Annotated in this window: 20 protein-coding genes and 1 other RNA gene; 13 read left to right on the top strand and 8 right to left on the bottom strand. The window is 61.3% G+C overall.

Features of this window, described 5'->3' with window-relative positions:
- Positions 1-35: 35 nt before the first annotated feature.
- Positions 36-388, bottom strand: a transfer-messenger RNA (tmRNA) gene (ssrA, locus tag BLR31_RS06935).
- A gap of 109 nt (positions 389-497) precedes the next feature.
- On the opposite strand from ssrA, the gene BLR31_RS06930 reads away from it, so the two are divergent.
- Positions 498-1292, top strand: a complete 795-nt coding sequence (locus BLR31_RS06930) for a thymidylate synthase (protein WP_090593983.1) — start codon at positions 498-500, stop codon at positions 1290-1292.
- Positions 1293-1351: 59 nt separating this feature from the next.
- Here BLR31_RS06930 and BLR31_RS06925 read toward each other — a convergent pair whose 3' ends face one another.
- The gene (locus BLR31_RS06925; protein ID WP_090593981.1) at positions 1352-2017 is read right to left on the bottom strand and encodes a TOPRIM nucleotidyl transferase/hydrolase domain-containing protein; all 666 of its coding nucleotides are present in this window, start codon (positions 2015-2017) and stop codon (positions 1352-1354) included.
- An 86-nt stretch (positions 2018-2103) separates the two neighbouring features.
- Between BLR31_RS06925 and BLR31_RS06920 the strand changes: the two genes are divergently transcribed.
- From BLR31_RS06920 to BLR31_RS06900, 5 genes are all read left to right on the top strand, one after another.
- Positions 2104-2586, top strand: a complete 483-nt coding sequence (locus BLR31_RS06920; RefSeq protein ID WP_090593979.1) for a GNAT family N-acetyltransferase — start codon at positions 2104-2106, stop codon at positions 2584-2586.
- Between the two features lie 80 nt (positions 2587-2666).
- Positions 2667-3365 carry a dihydrofolate reductase gene (locus BLR31_RS06915; RefSeq protein ID WP_090593976.1) on the top strand — a complete coding sequence of 233 codons (699 nt, stop codon included), beginning with the start codon at positions 2667-2669 and terminating at the stop codon, positions 3363-3365.
- 212 nt (positions 3366-3577) lie between these two features.
- On the top strand, positions 3578-4705 hold the full coding sequence (gene hflK, locus BLR31_RS06910) for an FtsH protease activity modulator HflK (protein WP_090593974.1): 1128 nt from the start codon (positions 3578-3580) through the stop codon (positions 4703-4705).
- Entirely contained in the window at positions 4705-5880 is a 1176-nt protein-coding gene (gene hflC, locus BLR31_RS06905; protein ID WP_090593971.1) for a protease modulator HflC, read from the top strand. The genes hflK and hflC overlap by 1 nt, the downstream gene beginning before the upstream one ends.
- Positions 5881-5951: 71 nt before the next feature.
- Positions 5952-6140 (top strand): DUF2065 domain-containing protein, encoded by a 189-nt coding sequence (locus BLR31_RS06900; RefSeq protein WP_090593969.1) that lies wholly within the window; start codon positions 5952-5954, stop codon positions 6138-6140.
- Between the two features lie 88 nt (positions 6141-6228).
- On the opposite strand, the gene BLR31_RS06895 is transcribed toward BLR31_RS06900, so the two are convergent.
- From BLR31_RS06895 to serB, 3 genes are read right to left on the bottom strand one after another with little or no spacing between them, the layout of a single operon-like run.
- Positions 6229-6624 (bottom strand): GFA family protein, encoded by a 396-nt coding sequence (locus BLR31_RS06895; protein ID WP_090593967.1) that lies wholly within the window; start codon positions 6622-6624, stop codon positions 6229-6231.
- A 52-nt stretch (positions 6625-6676) separates the two neighbouring features.
- Positions 6677-7228, bottom strand: coding sequence for a GNAT family N-acetyltransferase (locus BLR31_RS06890; protein WP_090593965.1), 552 nt, complete (start codon positions 7226-7228; stop codon positions 6677-6679).
- Positions 7228-8103, bottom strand: coding sequence for a phosphoserine phosphatase SerB (gene serB / locus BLR31_RS06885; protein WP_090593963.1), 876 nt, complete (start codon positions 8101-8103; stop codon positions 7228-7230). The genes BLR31_RS06890 and serB overlap by 1 nt, the downstream gene beginning before the upstream one ends.
- 12 nt (positions 8104-8115) lie before the next feature.
- Here serB and miaA point away from each other — a divergent pair, with 12 nt between their 5' ends.
- Positions 8116-9009: a tRNA (adenosine(37)-N6)-dimethylallyltransferase MiaA gene (gene miaA, locus BLR31_RS06880; RefSeq protein ID WP_090593961.1), complete on the top strand. Its 894-nt coding sequence runs from the start codon at positions 8116-8118 to the stop codon at positions 9007-9009.
- A gap of 190 nt (positions 9010-9199) precedes the next feature.
- Here miaA and BLR31_RS06875 read toward each other — a convergent pair whose 3' ends face one another.
- Both BLR31_RS06875 and BLR31_RS06870 read right to left on the bottom strand, forming a co-directional pair.
- Positions 9200-10156 (bottom strand): calcium/sodium antiporter, encoded by a 957-nt coding sequence (locus tag BLR31_RS06875; protein WP_090593958.1) that lies wholly within the window; start codon positions 10154-10156, stop codon positions 9200-9202.
- A gap of 158 nt (positions 10157-10314) precedes the next feature.
- Positions 10315-10791 carry a YbaK/EbsC family protein gene (locus tag BLR31_RS06870; protein WP_090593956.1) on the bottom strand — a complete coding sequence of 159 codons (477 nt, stop codon included), beginning with the start codon at positions 10789-10791 and terminating at the stop codon, positions 10315-10317.
- A 210-nt stretch (positions 10792-11001) separates the two neighbouring features.
- On the opposite strand from BLR31_RS06870, the gene BLR31_RS06865 reads away from it, so the two are divergent.
- Genes BLR31_RS06865 through pncB form a run of 3 tightly spaced genes read left to right on the top strand, consistent with a single transcriptional unit; the run spans position 11002 to position 13532 of the window.
- On the top strand, positions 11002-11571 hold the full coding sequence (locus tag BLR31_RS06865) for a DJ-1/PfpI family protein (protein WP_090593953.1): 570 nt from the start codon (positions 11002-11004) through the stop codon (positions 11569-11571).
- A 54-nt stretch (positions 11572-11625) separates the two neighbouring features.
- Positions 11626-12225 (top strand): bifunctional nicotinamidase/pyrazinamidase, encoded by a 600-nt coding sequence (gene pncA / locus BLR31_RS06860; protein WP_090593951.1) that lies wholly within the window; start codon positions 11626-11628, stop codon positions 12223-12225.
- Positions 12222-13532: a nicotinate phosphoribosyltransferase gene (gene pncB, locus BLR31_RS06855; RefSeq protein WP_090593949.1), complete on the top strand. Its 1311-nt coding sequence runs from the start codon at positions 12222-12224 to the stop codon at positions 13530-13532. The genes pncA and pncB overlap by 4 nt, the downstream gene beginning before the upstream one ends.
- Positions 13533-13689: 157 nt before the next feature.
- Here the strand turns inward: pncB and BLR31_RS06850 are convergent, their stop codons facing one another.
- Positions 13690-15090 (bottom strand): MATE family efflux transporter, encoded by a 1401-nt coding sequence (locus BLR31_RS06850; RefSeq protein WP_090594790.1) that lies wholly within the window; start codon positions 15088-15090, stop codon positions 13690-13692.
- Between the two features lie 303 nt (positions 15091-15393).
- Here BLR31_RS06850 and BLR31_RS06845 point away from each other — a divergent pair, with 303 nt between their 5' ends.
- The 3 genes from BLR31_RS06845 (at position 15394) to ilvN (ending at position 18664) form a co-directional block, all read left to right on the top strand.
- Positions 15394-15663 (top strand): glycine zipper domain-containing protein, encoded by a 270-nt coding sequence (locus tag BLR31_RS06845; RefSeq protein WP_090593947.1) that lies wholly within the window; start codon positions 15394-15396, stop codon positions 15661-15663.
- A 504-nt stretch (positions 15664-16167) separates the two neighbouring features.
- Positions 16168-17937, top strand: a complete 1770-nt coding sequence (locus BLR31_RS06840; protein WP_090593945.1) for an acetolactate synthase 3 large subunit — start codon at positions 16168-16170, stop codon at positions 17935-17937.
- Positions 17938-18109: 172 nt separating this feature from the next.
- Positions 18110-18664, top strand: coding sequence for an acetolactate synthase small subunit (gene ilvN / locus BLR31_RS06835; RefSeq protein WP_090594788.1), 555 nt, complete (start codon positions 18110-18112; stop codon positions 18662-18664).
- Positions 18665-18677: the final 13 nt, after the last annotated feature.

The following is an 18677-nucleotide window of genomic DNA, read 5'->3' as shown; positions in this document are numbered from 1 at the left end:
CAGCCTGAAAACGCGGGGCATTTCAAGCAAAAGGAAATGCAGGCTTCTGTTGCCAGGTGCCTGCGGACCCCGCCTGATTCCTGCTACAGAATCAGGGCTTTAATTCGAGGTATCGCACTGCTTACGCAGCGAGACGTGCCTCAGCATAGTTGTCGTTTGCAACTATAAAATTAGCCCGATGACGGTGGTACAATGCCGAGCGAAAACACACCCTTTACGCCCTCGTCGATCCTGTTTCGCCCCCGTAAGCCTCTGAAAACAGAGGAGGTTTTGGTGGAGGCGCCGGGTACTGCCCCCGGGTCCGATGGGTTTATTACGATGGCAGTTTATCGCCATAGCCGTTGCCGGCACGCTTAATATAGGGACCTTGGGTGGCAATGAAAAGGGGGTGCGCAACCATGCACATATGGCGCGAGATCGTGGTTTGTGCACATGATCGACGGGGCTATCCGCCATTTGGCAACATGCTTGTGCGCGAATCGCGATATTGAGCGGACATGCGCCAATATCTCGACCTTCTCAATCACGTCATGGACAACGGTGTCGATCGGGCTGACCGGACCGGCACGGGTACGCGATCGGTTTTCGGCTATCAGATGCGGTTCGATCTCAGCGAGGGGTTTCCGCTGCTGACGACCAAGAAGCTCCACATCAGATCGATCGTTTATGAACTGCTCTGGTTTTTGCGCGGCGACACGAATGTGCGCTGGCTGCAGGAGCGGGGGGTCAAGATCTGGGACGAGTGGGCCGATGAGAACGGCGACCTCGGGCCCGTATATGGCAGCCAGTGGCGGAGCTGGCCGGCGCCGGATGGACGGCATATCGACCAGATCACGAATCTGGTCGAGCAGATCAAGACGCGGCCGGATTCGCGGCGGCATATCGTTTCGGCCTGGAACCCGGCGGAAGTGGACAATATGGCGCTGCCGCCATGCCACTGCCTGTTCCAGTTCTATGTGGCCGAAGGCAAGTTGTCGTGTCAGCTGTATCAGCGGTCAGCGGATATATTCCTGGGCGTGCCGTTCAATATCGCCTCTTACGCATTGCTGACGCATATGATGGCGGAAGTGACGGGGCTTAAGGTGGGTGATTTCGTCCACACCTTTGGGGACGCGCACATTTATCAGAACCATTTCGAGCAGACGCGAACGCAGCTTGCGCGGACGCCCAAGGCTTTGCCCAAGCTCGGGATCAAGACCAAGCGCAATTCGATCTTCGATTTCGAGTTCGAGGATTTCGAGATCGTGGGCTATGACCCCGATCCGCATATCAAGGCGGCGGTTTCGGTTTAGGTGCTCTTGGTGAGTGCTGCGTTCCCGGGAAGACGGTGGGGCCCGGTGCGCGTCCGTGTTCAGGACACATGCGCCACGAGATCACTTAAGGGACGCGGGATGCGGTCCGGGGGGCAGGCTTCGATGAGGAGTCGGGCGTAGCGGGCCGGGCGGCGGGCTTTTGAGCGGAAGAAGCGGCAGAGTTGGTCGGATAGGTCGCGATCACGCCACTCGGGTTGTTTTTGAAAGATCGATAACGCGTTGCCTTCGCCCTGGGCGACTATCATATCAACGATGGGTCCCGGGCCGATGGCGCGGATGAGTTCCTCTTCAAGATAGCGGTCGCAGACGAAAAAGCCGGCTGCGGGAAGATCGTCCGGCGAGCGGATTTCGGTGTGACCGGTGTTGAACAGGGCGCGGGAAAAGATTCCAGCCGCATCGGTGTCGCAGAGGCCAGCGAGGGTCTTTCGCGCGCCCATAGGGCCGAACTCGCGAAGATAGCGGGTGACCGATTTCGAGCCGCCGACGGGAAACACCACTATGGATTTTGCTTCAAGGTCGAGGTTCTGCCGCGCGGCCAGGGTTTCGACGGCGATCTGGTCGCTGATGCCTTCGACGAAAACGATGGTGTGCGCGGTGCGGGAGCGCTGGTAGGCGGTGTCGGCGGCAGCGAGCGGGGCGTTGAAGCCGTGCTCATAGCCGGCGAGCGTCAGTTCGGCGCTGTCTTCGCGTTTGGTGCGCTTCATGATCGCCTCTCACAGATTGTCGCCAGCAGGTTTGCGTCGACGGCGGAATCGTAGCAACGGTGAGGCTTCGATCTTAAGGCAAGTTCATGTCCCACACCATTCGCCCAGCCAATCCCGCCGATGCCGCCACGATCTATGATTTCATCCGCAAACTGGCGGATTATGAAAAGCTGAGCCATGAGGTCGAGGCGACGCAAGAGCAGATCGAAGCGCAGCTTTTTGGCGAGAGCCCGAAAGTGTTTTGCGAGATTGCAGAGGACGACGGGCGGCCTGTGGGATTTGCGCTTTGGTTTTACACATTTTCGACATTTCAGGGCCGGCATGGCATCTGGCTGGAAGACCTTTATGTCGACCCGGATGTCCGGGGGCAGGGGATCGGCAAGGCGCTATTGGCCGAACTGGCAAAGCGGTGCGTCGCCGAAGGGCTGGGGCGGTTCGAGTGGTGGGTGCTTAACTGGAACACGCCCTCCATTGATTTCTACAAGGCGCATGGGGCGGTGATGCAGGACGAGTGGACTGTGTGCCGGGTGAGCGGGGACAAGCTTTTGGCATTGGCGGGGCATAATTAAAAGGCGACAGGCGACGTTTGTGTCGTCAATCTATATGCTCTAAGACGCTGCCGGACGACCTGCCAACCCTTGGGGATTCGATGGCGACCAAGCCTATAGTTAGAGTGCCATCTGCGACGTACATCGTTGCCAGAAGCTATCCCGATAATATCATCGGTGTTGATAACGAGTTGCCTTGGCACCTGCGAACTGATTTGCAGCACTTTAAGAAGCGAACTTCTGGGCATGTGATCTTGATGGGCCGCAAGACTTTCGAGTCTCTCGGTCGTCCACTGCCTAATCGCACGAACATCGTGCTGTCACGCTCAAAGATCGCAGACACCGAAAATCTTATCTGGGCGCAAGATCCTGAGACCGCCCTGTTGCTCGCAGAGGCCTATACAATATGTAGAGGTAACCGAGAGTTCTTCATCATAGGGGGCGAAAACATCTACAAGCTCTTCTTTAAGTATGTGGATGAAGCTTGGGTCACAGATGTTTTCTGCGGCAATATCAACGGAGATGCGAAATTTGAGTTCGACTTTCCCTCGGGCGAATGGAGAACCCGTTCCGAGGAGGAGTTTGCTGCCTCTGCGCACGATGATTGGAAGTTTAGAATTTCTCACTTCGTACGGCGAAAGAAACAGCATAGGCAGCGAATGCGTGATGAATTCCTGAAAGTGGATGTCGACGTGATGCGCCATTTGGATGAGTGGCAAGAACGGTTTGGCATCAAGCTTGATGACTCTGATTCCACAGAGTCGAGTTCTCATGGAGAGTTGAATCTTCAACGCTCCTAATCTGAGTACCTGATCACGATAAGCTTTCGTGAACGCAAATCGGGGTGAGGAGCCCTGTGACGCACCCGGTTTCGATTGATCGGGGGGCCTCGGTTCCCTATATAGCCGTAAGTCGTTGTTTGGTCGCGCTTCCGAACCGGAAAAGTGGATGCACTCGGCGGGGAGCGCTCAGAGCGCAAAAAAGACTTTCACGACAAACCGAAAGGGACGAAATGCCGTGGGAAGACAATAGGGGCGGTCGCAGGACCCGCAGCGGAGGCCCCTGGGGGCAGGCGCCGGGTGGCGGTGGCGGCGGAAATGGGCCGCGCAGGCCCAGCGGGGGCAATAATACTCCCAATCTCGAGGACATTCTGGCGCGTGGGCGCCAGCAGTTTGGCGGCGGCGGTGGCGGTGCCACCATTCCGGGCGGCGGACGCTGGCTGCTGGTCGGTGCCGTTGCGGCGGGCCTGATTTTCTGGGCGAGCCAAGCGATCTATACGATCGCGCCGAGTGAGATCGGGGTCGAATTGCTGTTCGGCCAGCCCAAGGACGAATTTTCCAATCCAGGCCTGCACTTCCATATGTGGCCGATCGAGCGCGTGGAACGCGCGACGACAACGGAAAACCAGACCCGCGTCGGGTCCGTGCAGGGCGGCAGCGCCAGCAATGACGGGCTGATGCTTTCGGGCGACCAGAACATCGTCAACATGAGCTTCTCGATCCTGTGGCGGATCGCCGATCCGCGGCTGTATCTGTTTGAGGTGCGTGACCCCGACGACATGGTGCGTCAGGCAGCGGAAAGTGCGATGCGCGAAGTTGTGGGCCGCCGGACGGCGCAGGAAGTGTTCCGTGACGATCGTGCTGGGATTGCGCTTGAAGTGCAGCAGATTACCCAGACCATTCTCGACACTTACCAGGTGGGCGTGACGATCTCGAACATCTCGATCGAAAACGTGGCACCGCCGACCGAAGTGGCCGATGCGTTCGACGAAGTGCAGCGCGCGCTGCAGGACGAAGACCGCTTCCAGGAAGAAGCCCGGCAGTATGCCAACACCCTTTTGGGTAGCGCACGCGGTCAGGCTGCATCGATCCGCGAAGAGGCCGCTGCCTATCGCGATCGGGTGGTCAACGAGGCCCAGGGCCAGGCGGCGCGTTTCGTTGCCGTTTACAACGAATATCGCAACGCACCCGAAGTCACGCGTCAGCGCATCTTCCTCGAAACCCTCGAGGACGTTCTGGCCGGAACCGAAAAAGTGCTTCTCGAAGGTGGCGAGCAGGGCTCGGGGGTCATCCCCTATCTGCCGTTGCCCGAACTGCGGAGCAATTTGTCCACGCAGGGCGCTACGGGAGGTAACCAGTAATGAACAGGCTCGTTATAGCCATTGTCGCACTGGTGATCGCCGGCTACGTGCTGCTGTCATCGGTCTTTATCGTCAACGAACGCGAGCAGGCGCTCGTGATGCGCTTCGGCGAGATCACGCGCGAAATCCAAGAGCCGGGCCTCTATTTCAAGGTGCCGACCGATTTCGTGGAAACCGTCATGTATATCGACAAGCGGTTGCTGCGTTACGATCTGGAACGCATCCGTCTGCAGGTTTCGGGCGGTCAGTTCTATATCGTGGACGCGTTCATCACCTATCGCATCACCGATCCGACCCGCTTCCGCCAGACGGTGCTGGGCAGCTTGCAGCTGGCCGAGCAGCGTATCGCGACGCGACTGGAATCGGCACTGCGTGCGGTCTACGGCCTGCGTGAATTCGATGCGGCGCTCTCCGAGCAGCGTAGCGAAATGATGCGCGAAGCCAGCGATCTCGTGGCGTCGGACATGACCGAACTGGGTATCCAGGTCGCCGATGTTCGCATCCTCGTAACCGATCTGACACCGGAAGTTTCCCAGCAGACCTATGAGCGTATGCAGGCGGAACGTAATGCCGAAGCTGCCTTGATCCGTGCCCGTGGGCAGGAACAGGCGCAAATCCTTCGCGCCATTGCCGATCGTCAGGCTGTGGAAATCGTTTCGGCTGCCAATCGCGACAGCGAAATCATCCGCGGTGAAGGTGACGCCGAACAGAACCGTCTGTTTGCCGAAGCCTATAGCCAGGATCAGTCGTTCTTCGAATTCTATCGTTCGATGGAAGCCTATCGGACCGCGCTGATGGATGGGAACACCACAATGGTGCTCTCGCCGGAGTCGCTGTTCTTCCGCTATTTCGGTTCGGGCGGCGAATTGCCCGAGTTCCAGACCCCGACCGCGACCCCGATCGATATCGGCGTCGAAGGGTTGACCGAAGAGCCCATCGATTCGACCCAGATCGACGATCTGCTGGCCACGGACTCGCTGGTTTCGGGCGAAGGTGCCGATGATCTGGAAACGCAGGTTCAGGATCTCGAAAGCCTGATCGAGAGTGAAAATCTCGGCCCGGAAGTGCTTGAGGGCACAGAGGCTCCGGCGACCCCGGCTCCGCTGACCGACGAGACCGCTCCGGTCGAAACGGACACGGCTCCTGTCGAGGAACAAGCGGTTCCGGCTCAGTAAGGGTGGAATCACTGTAGATTAGAAGGCGCATCGGAAACGGTGCGCCTTTTTCGTTTTGAGGGAGAGTTTTCGTGGGTGATCTGTTTGCCGCGCTGGCGCTGGCTATCGTGATCGAGGGGCTGCTGTATGCGGCGTTTCCCGAACAGATGAAGAAGATGATCGCGCAGGTGGTGACGGTGCCGAGCGGGCAGATGCGGATCGTGGCGCTCGGGGTGGCGGCTGTGGGGCTGGTGTTGCTGGCGGTCGTGCGGGGGTTTTAGGTCAAGATCGCACGTGCGAATCCACCGCTGTCATCCCCGGGTCTTCGCCGGGGTGACAGGGTGGGGCAGGGTGACGGCGTAAGCCCTCCTACCAGCCGGATTTACCGTCGACGTGAGTAACGGGGAGAGCGGTGATGTCGAAATCGTCGAGGACCCAGAGATTGACCGAGATGCGGCGCTTTGCGGGGTCGAAGCTAGCTTCGGCGGCTGCCCAGTCGCCGCTGGCGAAGGCTGAATAGTCGGGATTGTCGGAGAAGGTCGTGCAGCCGCAGGTGGGGCAGAAATAGTGCTTGTTGTCTGCCGAGCGGGCGTAGGCGCGGGCGTACTCTATCGGGGTGAGGAGGCGGAACTGGTCGGGGTCGCCATAGGCCCATAGGGCGCCGCGTTTGGTGCAGAAGCTGCAATTGCACTGCGTGGCGGTTTCGGGGGTGAAATCGATCTCGAATTTGGTGGCGCCGCAATGGCAGCTTCCGGTGATGGGCATTTTGATCTCCTGGGTTTGGTCAGGAGATACATGTTTTAGCTGACAATTGCTGTCAGGAGCCGGCGGGGTTCTTCATGCGGTAGAGGACGTGGGGGCGCAGGGGGTGGCCTTCGGGGATGCGAGGGTGGAGGTAATCGTCCTCGGGCGCGCGGGTGAGGCCGATCTTTTCCATGACGCGCTGGGACGGCGTGTTGATGGCGGCGGTGAAGGCGACGATCTCGGGGCATTCGAGGGTTTGGAACGCGTAGTCTCGGCAGGCGGTGGCGCCTTCGGGGGCGAGGCCCTGGCCCCAGAAGCTGTGGTTGATGACCCAGCCAATCTCGATTTCGGGCTGCGAGGGGATGACCGACTTGATGATGTCGGGGACGCGGCCGATGCCGATGAGGCCGACGAAATCGCCCGTGGACTTGAGCTCGGCGGCGAGCATGCCGAAGCCGTTCGTAGCAAATTTGTCCATGTGGGCGGCGAGGTCCGCTTCGGCCTGTTCGCGCCTCAGGGGCGCGGGGAAGAAGCGGCGAACGATGGGGTCGCCCTGGAGCGCTGCGTAAGCGTCAGCATCGGAGGTGCGCCATGGGCGGAGGTTGAGGCGGGTGGTTTGGAGCATTACCGCACGATGTCGTCGTCATTGTAGCCCTGGAGGTAGAGGAGGGCGGTGAGGTCGGCGTGGTCGATGCGGACGGCGGCTTGTTCGGCGACGATGGGCTTGGCGTGGATGGCAACGCCGAGACCGGCGGCGGAGAGCATGTCGAGGTCGTTGGCGCCATCGCCCACGGCCATTGTCTGGGCGGTGGTGAGGTGCTTTTCCGCAGTGAGGGCCATGAGGCGATTGCGCTTGGTGGTCTTGTCGACGATGGGCTTGTCGACGGTGCCGGTGAGGCGGTCGGTTTCGTCGAATTCGAGAACATTGGCGATGGCTTCGTCAAAGCCGATGCGTTTGGCGAAATAGTCGGCGAAGAGGGTAAAGCCCCCGGAGACGAGTGCGGTGTAGGCGCCGTATGCCTTCATGGTCTGGATGAGCGCGCGGCCGCCGGGCGCGAGCGTAATGCGTTCGCGGCGGACGTCTTCGACGATCTTGCGTTCGAGGCCCTTGAGCAGGGCGACGCGGGTGTCGAGGGCGGCTTCAAAATCGAGTTCGCCGCGCATCGCGCGTTCGGTGATCTCGGCGACCTGGGGCTTGAGGCCGAGCGCGTCGGCGAGTTCGTCGATGCATTCCTGCTCGATCATGGTGGAATCCATGTCCGCGACGAGGAGCTGCTTGCGCCGGTTGGCGAGCGGGATATGAGCGGCGTCGACGGGCTGGCTGCCGAGCACGTCGCGGGCGATGTCGAGCGGATCGGCGGCGCGGGGCGATATGATCTCGCAGGCGATGCCTTGCGCAAGCCAGTTGATTTCGCCATGGGTCTCTTTGTGGACCGCCTGAACGAGCGCGCTGGAGAGCGCTGGTTCGTTGGGATTGGCGATCAGGACGAGAACGGACATACGCAAAAACCCATGGCTGGACGCAAAAACAGACGCGCCGTGTTGATAGCGGGTCCAACCGCGAGCGGCAAGACGGCGCTGGCCATCGCGCGGGCGCAACAGAGCGGCGCGCGGATCGTCAATGCGGATTCGATGCAGGTCTACGGCGTGCTCGACAGGCTGACGGCGCGACCCTCGACGGCGGAATTGGCGGCGGCGCGGCATGAGATGTTCGGACATGTGGGCCCGGGCATGCGCTATTCCACCGGGGCGTGGCTGGCAGATGCTGAGAAACAGATTCAAGCGGCTGAGGCAGAGAATCAGGAGCTGATTTTCGTTGGAGGAACAGGGCTTTACCTCGATGCGCTGATAAACGGATTCGCGCAGGTGCCGGCGGTGGAGGCTCGGTTTGTGGCGGAGGCGGAGGCGATGATTGCCGGTCTCGACGCGTTGGGGCGGATGGATCTGCTGGCGCGGCACGATCCGGAGACGGCGGCGCGCTTGGCGGTGGCCGACCCGCAAAGGGTGGTGCGGGCGCTATCGGTCAAGCTGGCGACGGGGCGGAATTTGAGCGCGTTTCAGGGGGAGAACGGGCCGGGGCTGCTGGAGGGGTATGATCTGGAGCGGATCGTTCTGATGCCGGAGCGGGGGCTGTTGCGGCGGCGGATCGGGGAGCGGTTCGTCGCGATGATGGATGCGGGGGCTGTTTTAGAGGTCGAGGCGCTGTTGGGGCTGGGGCTCGATCCGTCGCTGCCAGCGATGAAGGCGATCGGGGTCAAGGAGATTTCCGCGATGCTGGCCGGTGAGATTTCGCGGGACGAGGCTGTGGAGCGGGCGGTGACGGCGACGCGGCAATATGCCAAGCGGCAGTCGACGTGGTTTCGGAACCGGTTTGGGGATTGGGGGTTTGTCGACCCGTTTGAGTGAGACCAAGCGGGTAAGCGCGCTCGCCGGCTATGCTGGCGCCCCCTCATCCGAACCGCTCCGCGGCCACCTACTTCAGCTTCAATCGCTCCACCGGAGCGATCGATGGCTGCGCCACCGCCTCGAAGTCCCCCAAGGGGAGAAGGAAGGGGGGCGCGACGATATAGGGAGGCGCAGAACTCAGAATTCTTGCTTACGCCATCGCGCCCCAGGCGAGGTAACCGACATAGGCGGCGTAGAGGGCGACGAGGATGCCGCCTTCCCAGCGGACGATTTCGCGTTGGGTGTAGGAGAACAGCAGCAGGATGGCTGTGGCGCCGAGCATGACCCAGATGTCGAGGCGGGCGATTTCGGCAGGGACGGGGATCGGCTGGATGAGGGCGGTGGTGCCCAGGATGAAAAAGATATTGAAGATGTTCGAGCCGATGATGTTGCCCAGCGCGAGATCGGTGTGGCGGCGCACGGCGGCGATGACGGAGGTCACGAGTTCCGGAAGGGAGGTGCCAACGGCGACGACGGTGAGGCCGATGATGGTTTCGGACACGCCAAGCGCTGTGGCGATTTCGACGGCGGCGTTGACCAGAAGCCGGGCGCCAAAAATGGTGAGGGCCAGACCGCCGATGACAAAGAGCACCGATATCCAGATGGCCTGCTGTCCGCCGGTGGCTTCGACTTCCGCTTTCACGCCGGTACTGGCGCTGGTCTGGGAGGCGCGGTCGGCGAAGTAGGAAAACACCACATAGGCGATGAGCAGGGCGACAAGGACGAGGCCCGCCAGGCGGTTCAGATTGCCGATGAGGACGATCGCGGTGCCGGCGAGTGCCGAGACCACGAGGACAGAGCCGTCGCGGCGCAGGATCGCCTTGTCGACAACGACCGGGTAGATCAGCGTGGTGATACCGAGGATCAGCAAGATATTGGCGATGTTGGAGCCGACAACATTGCCCACTGCAATGCCGGGGGAGCCGTTGAGGGCGGCCTGGACCGACGTCACGAGTTCCGGCAGTGAGGTGCCGAAGCCCACCAGAGTGAGGCCGATAAGCAGGGGGGACATGCCGAATTTACGCGCGATGGCGACGGCGCCCCGCACGAAGCCTTCACCGCCGGCCACCAGGAGGACCAGACCGATGACGAGCATGAGATAGACCATGGAAGACTCCGCAATTGCTTGGTGGCGTGACGTTTAGGCGGGGCATGCGATGCCTGCATATCCAAAGGCATGTTTCGCGATGGCGCGCAAGCGGGGCGCAGCGGACGCCGGTTTGGTGAACAGGTTTATCAGCGCATAGTCGGAACGTCAGACGGTGGCTAGGTCACCACGATCCGCTTTGCGCCGGTGGTGCGCTCGAGATCGGAGGGGGTAATTTCGAACACCGATCTTGCGTTCCCAGCGGCGGCCCAGACAGTCGCGTGGGAAAAGAGGTCTTCGTCGATATAAATCGACATGGGCTTGAGATGCCCAAAGGGCGAGACACCGCCGATGGCAAAGCCTGTGGCTTCGCGCACGAGATCGGCGTCGGCGCGGCCGAGTTTCTGGCCGATCTGGCGGGATGTGCGGCGTTCGTGGACGCGGTTCGCGCCCGAGACGAGGACCATGATGGGTTCGCCGGTCTCGACGCCGACGAACAGCAGGGATTTGACGATGCGGCCGATTTCGATGCCGAGGGCGTCGGCGGCCATCTGGGCCGTGGTGGCGAGTTGGTCGAGAACGGTGACCGTGCCGGGAAGCTCGTGGCGGGCGAGTTCGGCGGCGACGCGAAGTTCGGATTGGCGGAGGTCGGTCATGGATGGGTGGTCGAGGTCCGAGTTGACGAAGTGGCCGTGGTTGGTGCTGCGCTGGATCCCGGGAATAGATCCCAGGATGACGGTTAGGGCGGGGGCGTCCTTCTGCCATCGAGTGGGGTGAGTTTGCCGATAGGCGGCGGTGCGTCAAGGGCTGCTGACAGGGTATGTCGCAGGGCGCCGATAGGGACGGGGCGAACAAGGAGACAGGCCATGAGCACTATCACTATCGTTTTGACCGAGGGGTATTCGGACTGGGAAATCGGGGTTCTGATTGGGACTGGCCGCGCGTTTTATGATGCAGATATCCGGTTCGTTTCGCCAGATGGCAAGGGTGTGGCCTCGGTGGGCGGACTTGACGTCGGTGGGCTGGAGCGGTTTGTGGCGCCGGAGGCGGGGGTCGTCGTGGTTTGCGGCGGGCCGATGTTCGAGAGCGACGTACCGCCGGCCATCGAAGCTGAATTGCGTAGTGCGTTCGACAAGGGGTGCGCGGTGGCCGGGATTTGCGGGGGGACACTGGCGTTGGCGCGCGCGGGTTTGCTCGATGATGTGCGGCATACGTCCAATGGCGCCGAGTATCTGGCGCAGGTTCCCGGGTATCGCGGGCAGGGGCATTATGTCGATCAGCCAGCGGCAGTGAGCGATAGGCGGATCATCACGGCGCCCGCGCCGGCGCCGGCGAGCTTTGCGCAGGAGGTGCTGATGGCATCGGGGGTGCCTGCGGAGGCGGCGGGGCAGGTGATGGGGTTGCTGGGCATGGAGCACACCCGCGCGGGGAGTTGACGCGGGCGCGCCGACTTGCAGTAGTGCCGCCATATTATCGAGGAGACTCACCTTATGGCTGGCAAGGCGCTTGTCGTTATCGATGTGCAGAACGATTTTTGCCCCGGCGGGGCGCTGGCCGTGGATGGCGGCGATGAGGTGGTGCCGGTCATCAACCGTATGATGGCCGAATTCGACCATGTGATCCTGACGCAGGATTGGCATCCGGCGGACCATTCAAGCTTTGCCAGCCAGCACGAAGGCAAGGCGCCGTTCACCGATATCGAAATGGACTACGGGCCGCAGCGATTGTGGCCCGACCATTGCGTGCAGGGGAGCCCGGGGGCGGAGTTTCACCCCGAGCTTTATGTAACGAGCGCCGAGCTGATCATCCGCAAGGGGTTTCGCCGCGGGATCGACTCCTATTCGGCGTTTTTCGAGAACGACCACACAACACCGACAGGGCTGACGGGGTATCTGCGCGAGCGGGGGATTGCCGATCTGACGCTGGTGGGGCTGGCGACCGATTTCTGCGTAGCGTTTTCGGCGATTGATGCCGTAAAACAGGGGTTCTCGGCCAGCGTTGCGCTTGAGGCGTGTCGGGGGATCGACATGGATGGTTCGGTGGACGCGATGATTGCGCGGATGAAGGCTGCCGGGGTGAGCGTTCGGTGAGTACGTCGAAAACCGACATCGCGCGGCGGGTCTTCAATCATACGTTCAAGCTCGATCCCATCGTGCGATCGCTGCTGGATACCGATTTCTATAAGCTTTTGATGCTGCAGATGATCTGGGGGTTGTATCGGGACGTCGATGCGACCTTCTCGCTGACCAATCGCACGACGAAAGTGCGATTGGCGGATGAGGTCGATATCGACGAGCTGCGTGAGCAACTGGACCACGCGCGGACGCTGCGATTTTCCAAAAAGGAGATGATCTGGCTGGCGGGTAACTCGTTTTACGGCACCAAGCAGATTTTTGCGCCGGATTTTCTAGCGTGGCTCGAGGGGTTTCAGCTTCCGGACTATGAGCTCAGCGAAAAAGACGGGCAGTTCGAACTGCATTTCCATGGGAAATGGGTCGAGACGACGATGTGGGAAATTCCTGCGCTGGCGATCATCAATGAGTTGCGGTCGCGGGCGGCGATGCGCGGGCTGGGGCGGTTCACGCTCGATGTGCTCTATGCGCGGGCCAAGGCGCGGACATGGGAAAAGGTCGAGCGGTTGAAGAAGCTGCCGGACCTGAAGATTTCCGATTTCGGGACGCGGCGGCGGCATTCGTTCTTGTGGCAGCGCTGGTGCGTCGAGGCGCTTAAAGAAGGGTTGGGCGATGCGCTGACGGGGACGTCGAACGTGCTTTTGGCCATGGATACGGACCTTGAAGCGTTGGGGACCAACGCGCATGAATTGCCCATGGTGGCGGCGGCGCTGGCTGAAGGGGATGATGCGTTGCGGCGGGCGCCGTATGGGGTGCTCAAGGATTGGCAGGGCTATTATGGGGGAAATCTGCTGATCGTTCTGCCCGATGCGTTTGGGACGGCGTCGTTTCTGGACAATGCGCCCGATTGGGTGGCGGACTGGACGGGGTTTCGGCCCGACAGCGCGCCGGCCATAGAGGGGGGCGAAAAGATCATCGACTGGTGGCGGGCGCATGGGCGCGATCCGCGCGAAAAGCTGCTGATCTTTTCGGACGGGCTGGATACCGAGACGATCGAGAAGGCGTATCGGCATTTCGACGGGCGGGTGCGGATGGCGTTCGGGTGGGGGACCAATCTGACCAATGATTTTGCCGGCGTGGCGCCGGTGCCGCTGCCGCAATTGACGCCGATTTCGCTGGTGATCAAGGTTTCGCGCGCCAATGGGCGGCCTGCGGTGAAGCTGTCGGATAATCCTGCCAAGGCGGTGGGGGACCGGGGGGAGATCGCGCGGTATCTGCGGGTGTTTGGGGACGAGGAGATGGCGGAACAGGCGGTTGTGGTTTGACGCTGCGGCATTTCCATTGAGGCGGAGCATACTGGGTCCCAGCGCAAGGCCGGGATGACGGTTGCGAGCTTGGTCGGGGCAGCGTGGGCCCTCGGGTCGAGCCCGAGGGTGACGGGTGTGGGGGGCGAGCTGTTGGGCTTTCCCCTAAGTGCTGACGCTATCGACTTTGAACGATGCGACTGCGGTTGAGGAGTCCGAGGCGGTCTCGCATGGCGAAGCGGGCGGTGAGGACGATGGCGCAGACCGAGAGGCCGGCGGCGAGGCCGAGCCAGATGCCGACGCCGGCGAGGCGGTCGGGCGAGCCCAGATACCAGGCGACGGGCATGCCGATGCCCCAATAGCCGGTGAGGGCGATGACCATCGGGATTTTCGTGTCGTTCAATCCGCGCAGGACGTGGACGGCGACGACTTGTGCGCCGTCGACGATCTGGAAGAGGCCGGCAATGCCCAAGAATGTGGTTGCCATGGCGAGGGCGGCGAGGTTTCCGGGGTCGGTTGGGTCGAGGAAGAGGCGGGTGAAGACCTGCGGGACCGTAAGGAACAAGAGGCAGGTCACGACCATGAAGCCGACGCCGATGGCCAGCGCCGTCCAGCCGGCGAGGGCGATGCCACGATCGCTGCCGGCGCCGAAGGCGAGGCCGACTCGGACGGTGGCGGCCATGGACAGGCCCAGCGGAACCATGAAAGCGAACGAAGCGCATTGGAGCGCGACGGCGTGGGCGGCAAGGGCGTCGGTGCCGTGCCAGCCCATCAAGATGGCGGCGACAGCGAACATGCCGACTTCGGCCATCAGCGTCAGGCCGATGGGGGTGCCGATGCGGAAAATTTCGCGAAAGCGCAGCCAGTCGGGCTTCCAGAACCGCACGAGGATATGGAAGCGGCGGTATTTCTTGTGGCGAAGGGCATAGGCGAGCAGCAGGCCGAACATCAGCGCATTGGTCATCACCGTCGCGATGGCCGCGCCGCGCAGTTCAAGGGCCGGGAAGCCGAAATTGCCGAAGATCAGCGCGTAGTTGGCGATGGCGTTGACGAGCACGCCGGCCAGGGTGACGTAGAGGATCACCTGCGTGCTGCCGATCGCCGAGAGGAACGAGCGGATGACGAAGAGCCCGAGGCCCGGGAAAAGGACGAGGACTGCGATCTGCATGTACTCTTCGGCCATGCGGGCGAGCTCGGGGTCTTGTCCGGTCCAGAGGAGAATGGGGCGGATTTGCCAGATGAGGGGGAAGAGCGCCACAGCGACAACGATCGCGGCCCAGAAGCCCTGGCGCACGGTGCGGCGGACATTCTTGATCTGGCGCGAGCCGAGCGCTTGCGCGGCCAGCGGCGCGACAGCGGAGACGATGCCACCGCCGAGCAGCAGGAAGGGGGTAAAAAACGAGGTCGCGAGGGTGCCAGCGGCAAGATATTCCGGCCCGAGCCAGCCCATCATGATGACATCGGTGGTGAAGAGCGCGTTTTGCGCGACCTGGGCCACGACGAGTGGCCAGGCGAGCAAAAATGTAGCGCGTAGCTCCGCGGTCCATCCGGACGCGACGCGTGATGTGGAGGTCGTCATGTGTTGGCCTTCCCAAGCCGCGCCGCGCAAAAATTTCGAGGCGAGGCGAATTCGATACACGCGAATCGAAGGCTTGTCAGCGTGCCGACGTGCCCAAACTGGCTGTGCAGCAGATTCCGCCAATGCCGCAAAGCTCTTGAAAAAGTTCACGAAATGGAGAAAGTTAACGAAATCTCGCCGTTGTTCATATTCGCTTCAGGTTGGGATCTGTAGGCCATTGGCCCTCGTCGTGGAACCAAATCCGCAAAGCGGCATTTAAAGGCGAGGGAACTCTAGAGTTTAAGTCGCAGGAGGCTTTGAGAGATGAAAAAAGCATTTGTTATCGGTCTTGCCCTGACGTCCTTGTTGGCGGTTTCGGCGTGTACACGTACTCAGGAAACTGCAGCAATCGGCGCTGGCGCCGGTGCTGTCATCGGTGGTGTGACCACTGGTTCCGTTCAGGGCGCCGTTGTCGGTGGCGTGGTCGGCGGTGTGGCTGGCGCTCTCGTAGGCCAGGTCGCCGGTGAGCCGAACCAGTGCTACTACCGCGCTTCGGATGGAACGCTGTACAAGGATAACTGCCCACGCAGCTAAGTTGAGCTGACTGGACGTATTCAAGTTGAGCCCGTGCCGTTCCCGCACGGGCTCTTTTGATTCCTGGGGTGCGAGCCTCGGATCGGAATGTCGGGGTTAGCGCTGCGAGCTATGCATCGGCTCGGAGGATACTGGGTCCCGGCTCAAGGCCGGGATGACGGCTGTGTGAGGACTGAGTAGCGGTGGCTCGATCGTGCTCGGGTGTCGCAGGGCGAACGACGCAAGAGACGTCCTTAAGGCGCGAGGGGGCCTTGGTTGGGCCCTGCGGTGTGATCTTCGCTAAGAGAGTTCCCGAACTTAGGGGCTTGACCGGGGGCGTACCCGGCAGTACGAATGTGCACGAATTTTGGAGAACTTCCGTGAAGACGGCAATTATTCTTGTAGTACGCAGGCGCATCGCAACATGAGGGCATAACCCTCGTGCGAAATGCGGTGCGCTGATCCAGGTCCCAAACGGGGCCTTTTTTATTGGCTGAATGCGAAGACGAATAGGGAGTGGCTGAGATGGCCGAACAGATGACCGGCGCGGAAATGGTGATCAGGGCGCTGACCGACAATGGGGTGGAGCACATCTTCGGTTATCCCGGCGGCGCGGCGCTACCGATCTATGACGCGATGTTCCAGCAGGACAAGATCCAGCACATTCTCGTTCGGCACGAGCAGGGCGCGACGCATATGGCAGAGGGCTATGCGCGGTCGACAGGCAAGTGCGGTGTCGTTCTGGTGACCTCGGGGCCGGGGGCGACCAATGCGGTGACCGGGCTGACCGATGCGTTGATGGACTCGATCCCGCTGGTCTGCATTACGGCGCAGGTCCCGACCAATCTCATCGGTTCGGATGCGTTTCAGGAGTGCGACACCGTTGGCATCACGCGCAGCTGCACCAAATACAATTATCTTGTCAAACGCATCGAGGATTTGCCTCGTGTGTTGCATGAAGCATTTCTGATCGCGACGACAGGGCGTCCGGGACCGGTGGTGATCGATATTCCCAAAGACGTGCAGTTTGCCCTCGGCAATTATTATCAGCCCGATGTCGAAACGCTGCGCCACCAGAGCTATCGTCCGCAGATGGACGGCGATCTTGGTGCGATCGAGGCGGCTGTCGATATGATGCTGCGGGCCGAACGCCCGGTGTTTTACACCGGCGGTGGCGTGATCAATGCCGGACCCGAGGCGTCCGAAGCGCTGCGTGAACTGGCGGAATTGACCGGGTTTCCGGTGACCTCGACGCTTATGGGGTTGGGCGCGTTTCCTGCGTCGAACCCGCAATGGCTCGGCATGCTGGGCATGCACGGCACCTATGAAGCCAATCTCGCGATGCATGATTGCGACGTCATGATCAATATCGGGGCGCGGTTCGATGACAGGATCACCGGGCGGATCGACGCGTTTTCGCCGGGCAGCCGGAAAATTCACGTCGATATCGATCCCTCGTCGATCAATAAGGTCGTGCCGGTCGATATTCCCATAATTGGCGACTGTGCCCGCGTGTTGCGGGAGATGGTCCGCGTCTATCGCAGCAAGTCCAACCAGCCGCGCACCGAAGCGATTGCGCCGTGGTGGGAGCAGATCGATGAGTGGCGCGCGGTCAATTCGCTCGGCTACAAGAATTCGACGACGACCATCAAGCCGCAATATGCCATCGAGCGTCTGTATGAGGCGAGCAAGGCGCAGGGCAAGGACGTGTACATCACGACCGAGGTTGGCCAACATCAGATGTGGGCGGCGCAGCATTTCCATTTCGACCAGCCCAATCGCTGGATGACTTCGGGCGGGCTGGGGACCATGGGCTATGGGCTTCCCGCGGCAGTCGGCGTGCAGGTGGCGCATCCCGATGCACTTGTTATCGACATTGCCGGTGAGGCGAGCGTCCAGATGACGATGCAGGAAATTTCAACGGCGGTCCAGTATCGGTTGCCGGTCAAGATTTTCATTCTCAACAATGAGCGGATGGGCATGGTTCGGCAGTGGCAGGACCTGCTGCACGGATCGCGCTACGCGCATTCCTATTCGGAATCGCTGCCTGATTTCGTCAAGCTCGCGGAGGCGTATGGGGCCAAGGGCGTGCGGTGTGACAACCCGGCCGAGCTCGATGCGGCGATTGCCGAGATGCTCGACTATGACGGCCCGGTGCTGTTCGACGTGGTTGTCGAAAAGGACGAGAATTGCCTGCCGATGATCCCGTCAGGGAAGCCGCATAACGAGATCATTTTGCCCGACACGGCCAATATTGGATCGATCATTGATGAGAAGGGGCGGCAACTGGTTTAGCGCTGGAGCAGGGTTTCGGCCCTTAGCCGACGCATCGGTTTTACCGATGCGCCCCCCTCACCCCTAGCCTCTCTCCCACCGAAGGAGAGGGGCTCTTGAGGCCGACGATTGAGATTGAGGTAGGCTCACCGGTTGCTTACGCGCAGGGATGCCGAGAGGATTGGAAAAGATCATGAACGCACATTTGCAGCCGACGGGATCGGCGTATTTTCTGACAACCGAGACGCAGGCTGCCGAGCGGCACACGTTGACGGTTCTTGTCGATAACGAGCCGGGTGTTCTCGCAAGGGTCGTGGGGCTGTTTTCGGCCCGGGGATATAACATCGACTCGCTGACGGTCTCGGAGACCGAGCATGACAAGCATCGCTCGCGGATCACCATCGTCACCATGGCGACGCCGAAAGTGCTCGCGCAGATCAAGCTGCAGCTCGAGCGGCTGGTGCCGGTGCACAAGGTTCACGATCTGACCGCCGAGGGCGAGTCGCTGGAGCGGGAGCTGGCGCTGCTCAAGGTCGCGGGTAAGGGCGAGAACCGGGTGGAGACGCTGCGGCTGGCCGATGCGTTTCGCGCGCAGGTGGTGGATGCATCGACGGAGAGCTTTGTGTTCGAGATTACCGGCAAGCCGGCCAAGATCGACCAGTTCATTACGCTGATGGCACCGCTGGGGCTCGTCGAGGTGGTGCGGACCGGCCTGGCTGCGATTACACGTGGGCCGGAGGGGATGTGATACCGAGGCTCAA

It is taken from the genome of Pelagibacterium luteolum, assembly GCF_900100665.1.
GTDB classification, from domain to species: Bacteria; Pseudomonadota; Alphaproteobacteria; order Rhizobiales; family Devosiaceae; genus Pelagibacterium; species Pelagibacterium luteolum.
The sequence above is the reverse complement of the archived record's forward strand: the minus strand, read 5'-3'. Positions and strand labels throughout refer to the sequence as shown.

Bases quoted from the DNA above. Each gene is read 5' to 3' on its own strand.
- ilvN (WP_090594788.1), top strand. From the start codon at position 18,110: ATGAACGCACATTTGCAGCCGACGGGATCGGCGTATTTTCTGACAACC.
- BLR31_RS06930 (WP_090593983.1), top strand. From the start codon at position 498: ATGCGCCAATATCTCGACCTTCTCAATCACGTCATGGACAACGGTGTC.
- BLR31_RS06875 (WP_090593958.1), bottom strand. From the start codon at position 10,156: ATGGTCTATCTCATGCTCGTCATCGGTCTGGTCCTCCTGGTGGCCGGC.
- BLR31_RS06925 (WP_090593981.1), bottom strand. From the start codon at position 2,017: ATGAAGCGCACCAAACGCGAAGACAGCGCCGAACTGACGCTCGCCGGC.
- pncA (WP_090593951.1), top strand. From the start codon at position 11,626: ATGGCTGGCAAGGCGCTTGTCGTTATCGATGTGCAGAACGATTTTTGC.
- hflC (WP_090593971.1), top strand. From the start codon at position 4,705: ATGAACAGGCTCGTTATAGCCATTGTCGCACTGGTGATCGCCGGCTAC.
- BLR31_RS06890 (WP_090593965.1), bottom strand. From the start codon at position 7,228: ATGCTCCAAACCACCCGCCTCAACCTCCGCCCATGGCGCACCTCCGAT.
- BLR31_RS06845 (WP_090593947.1), top strand. From the start codon at position 15,394: ATGAAAAAAGCATTTGTTATCGGTCTTGCCCTGACGTCCTTGTTGGCG.
- serB (WP_090593963.1), bottom strand. From the start codon at position 8,103: ATGTCCGTTCTCGTCCTGATCGCCAATCCCAACGAACCAGCGCTCTCC.
- BLR31_RS06920 (WP_090593979.1), top strand. From the start codon at position 2,104: ATGTCCCACACCATTCGCCCAGCCAATCCCGCCGATGCCGCCACGATC.
- hflK (WP_090593974.1), top strand. From the start codon at position 3,578: ATGCCGTGGGAAGACAATAGGGGCGGTCGCAGGACCCGCAGCGGAGGC.
- BLR31_RS06865 (WP_090593953.1), top strand. From the start codon at position 11,002: ATGAGCACTATCACTATCGTTTTGACCGAGGGGTATTCGGACTGGGAA.
- BLR31_RS06850 (WP_090594790.1), bottom strand. From the start codon at position 15,090: ATGACGACCTCCACATCACGCGTCGCGTCCGGATGGACCGCGGAGCTA.
- miaA (WP_090593961.1), top strand. From the start codon at position 8,116: ATGGCTGGACGCAAAAACAGACGCGCCGTGTTGATAGCGGGTCCAACC.
- BLR31_RS06895 (WP_090593967.1), bottom strand. From the start codon at position 6,624: ATGCCCATCACCGGAAGCTGCCATTGCGGCGCCACCAAATTCGAGATC.
- BLR31_RS06870 (WP_090593956.1), bottom strand. From the start codon at position 10,791: ATGACCGACCTCCGCCAATCCGAACTTCGCGTCGCCGCCGAACTCGCC.
- BLR31_RS06840 (WP_090593945.1), top strand. From the start codon at position 16,168: ATGGCCGAACAGATGACCGGCGCGGAAATGGTGATCAGGGCGCTGACC.
- BLR31_RS06915 (WP_090593976.1), top strand. From the start codon at position 2,667: ATGGCGACCAAGCCTATAGTTAGAGTGCCATCTGCGACGTACATCGTT.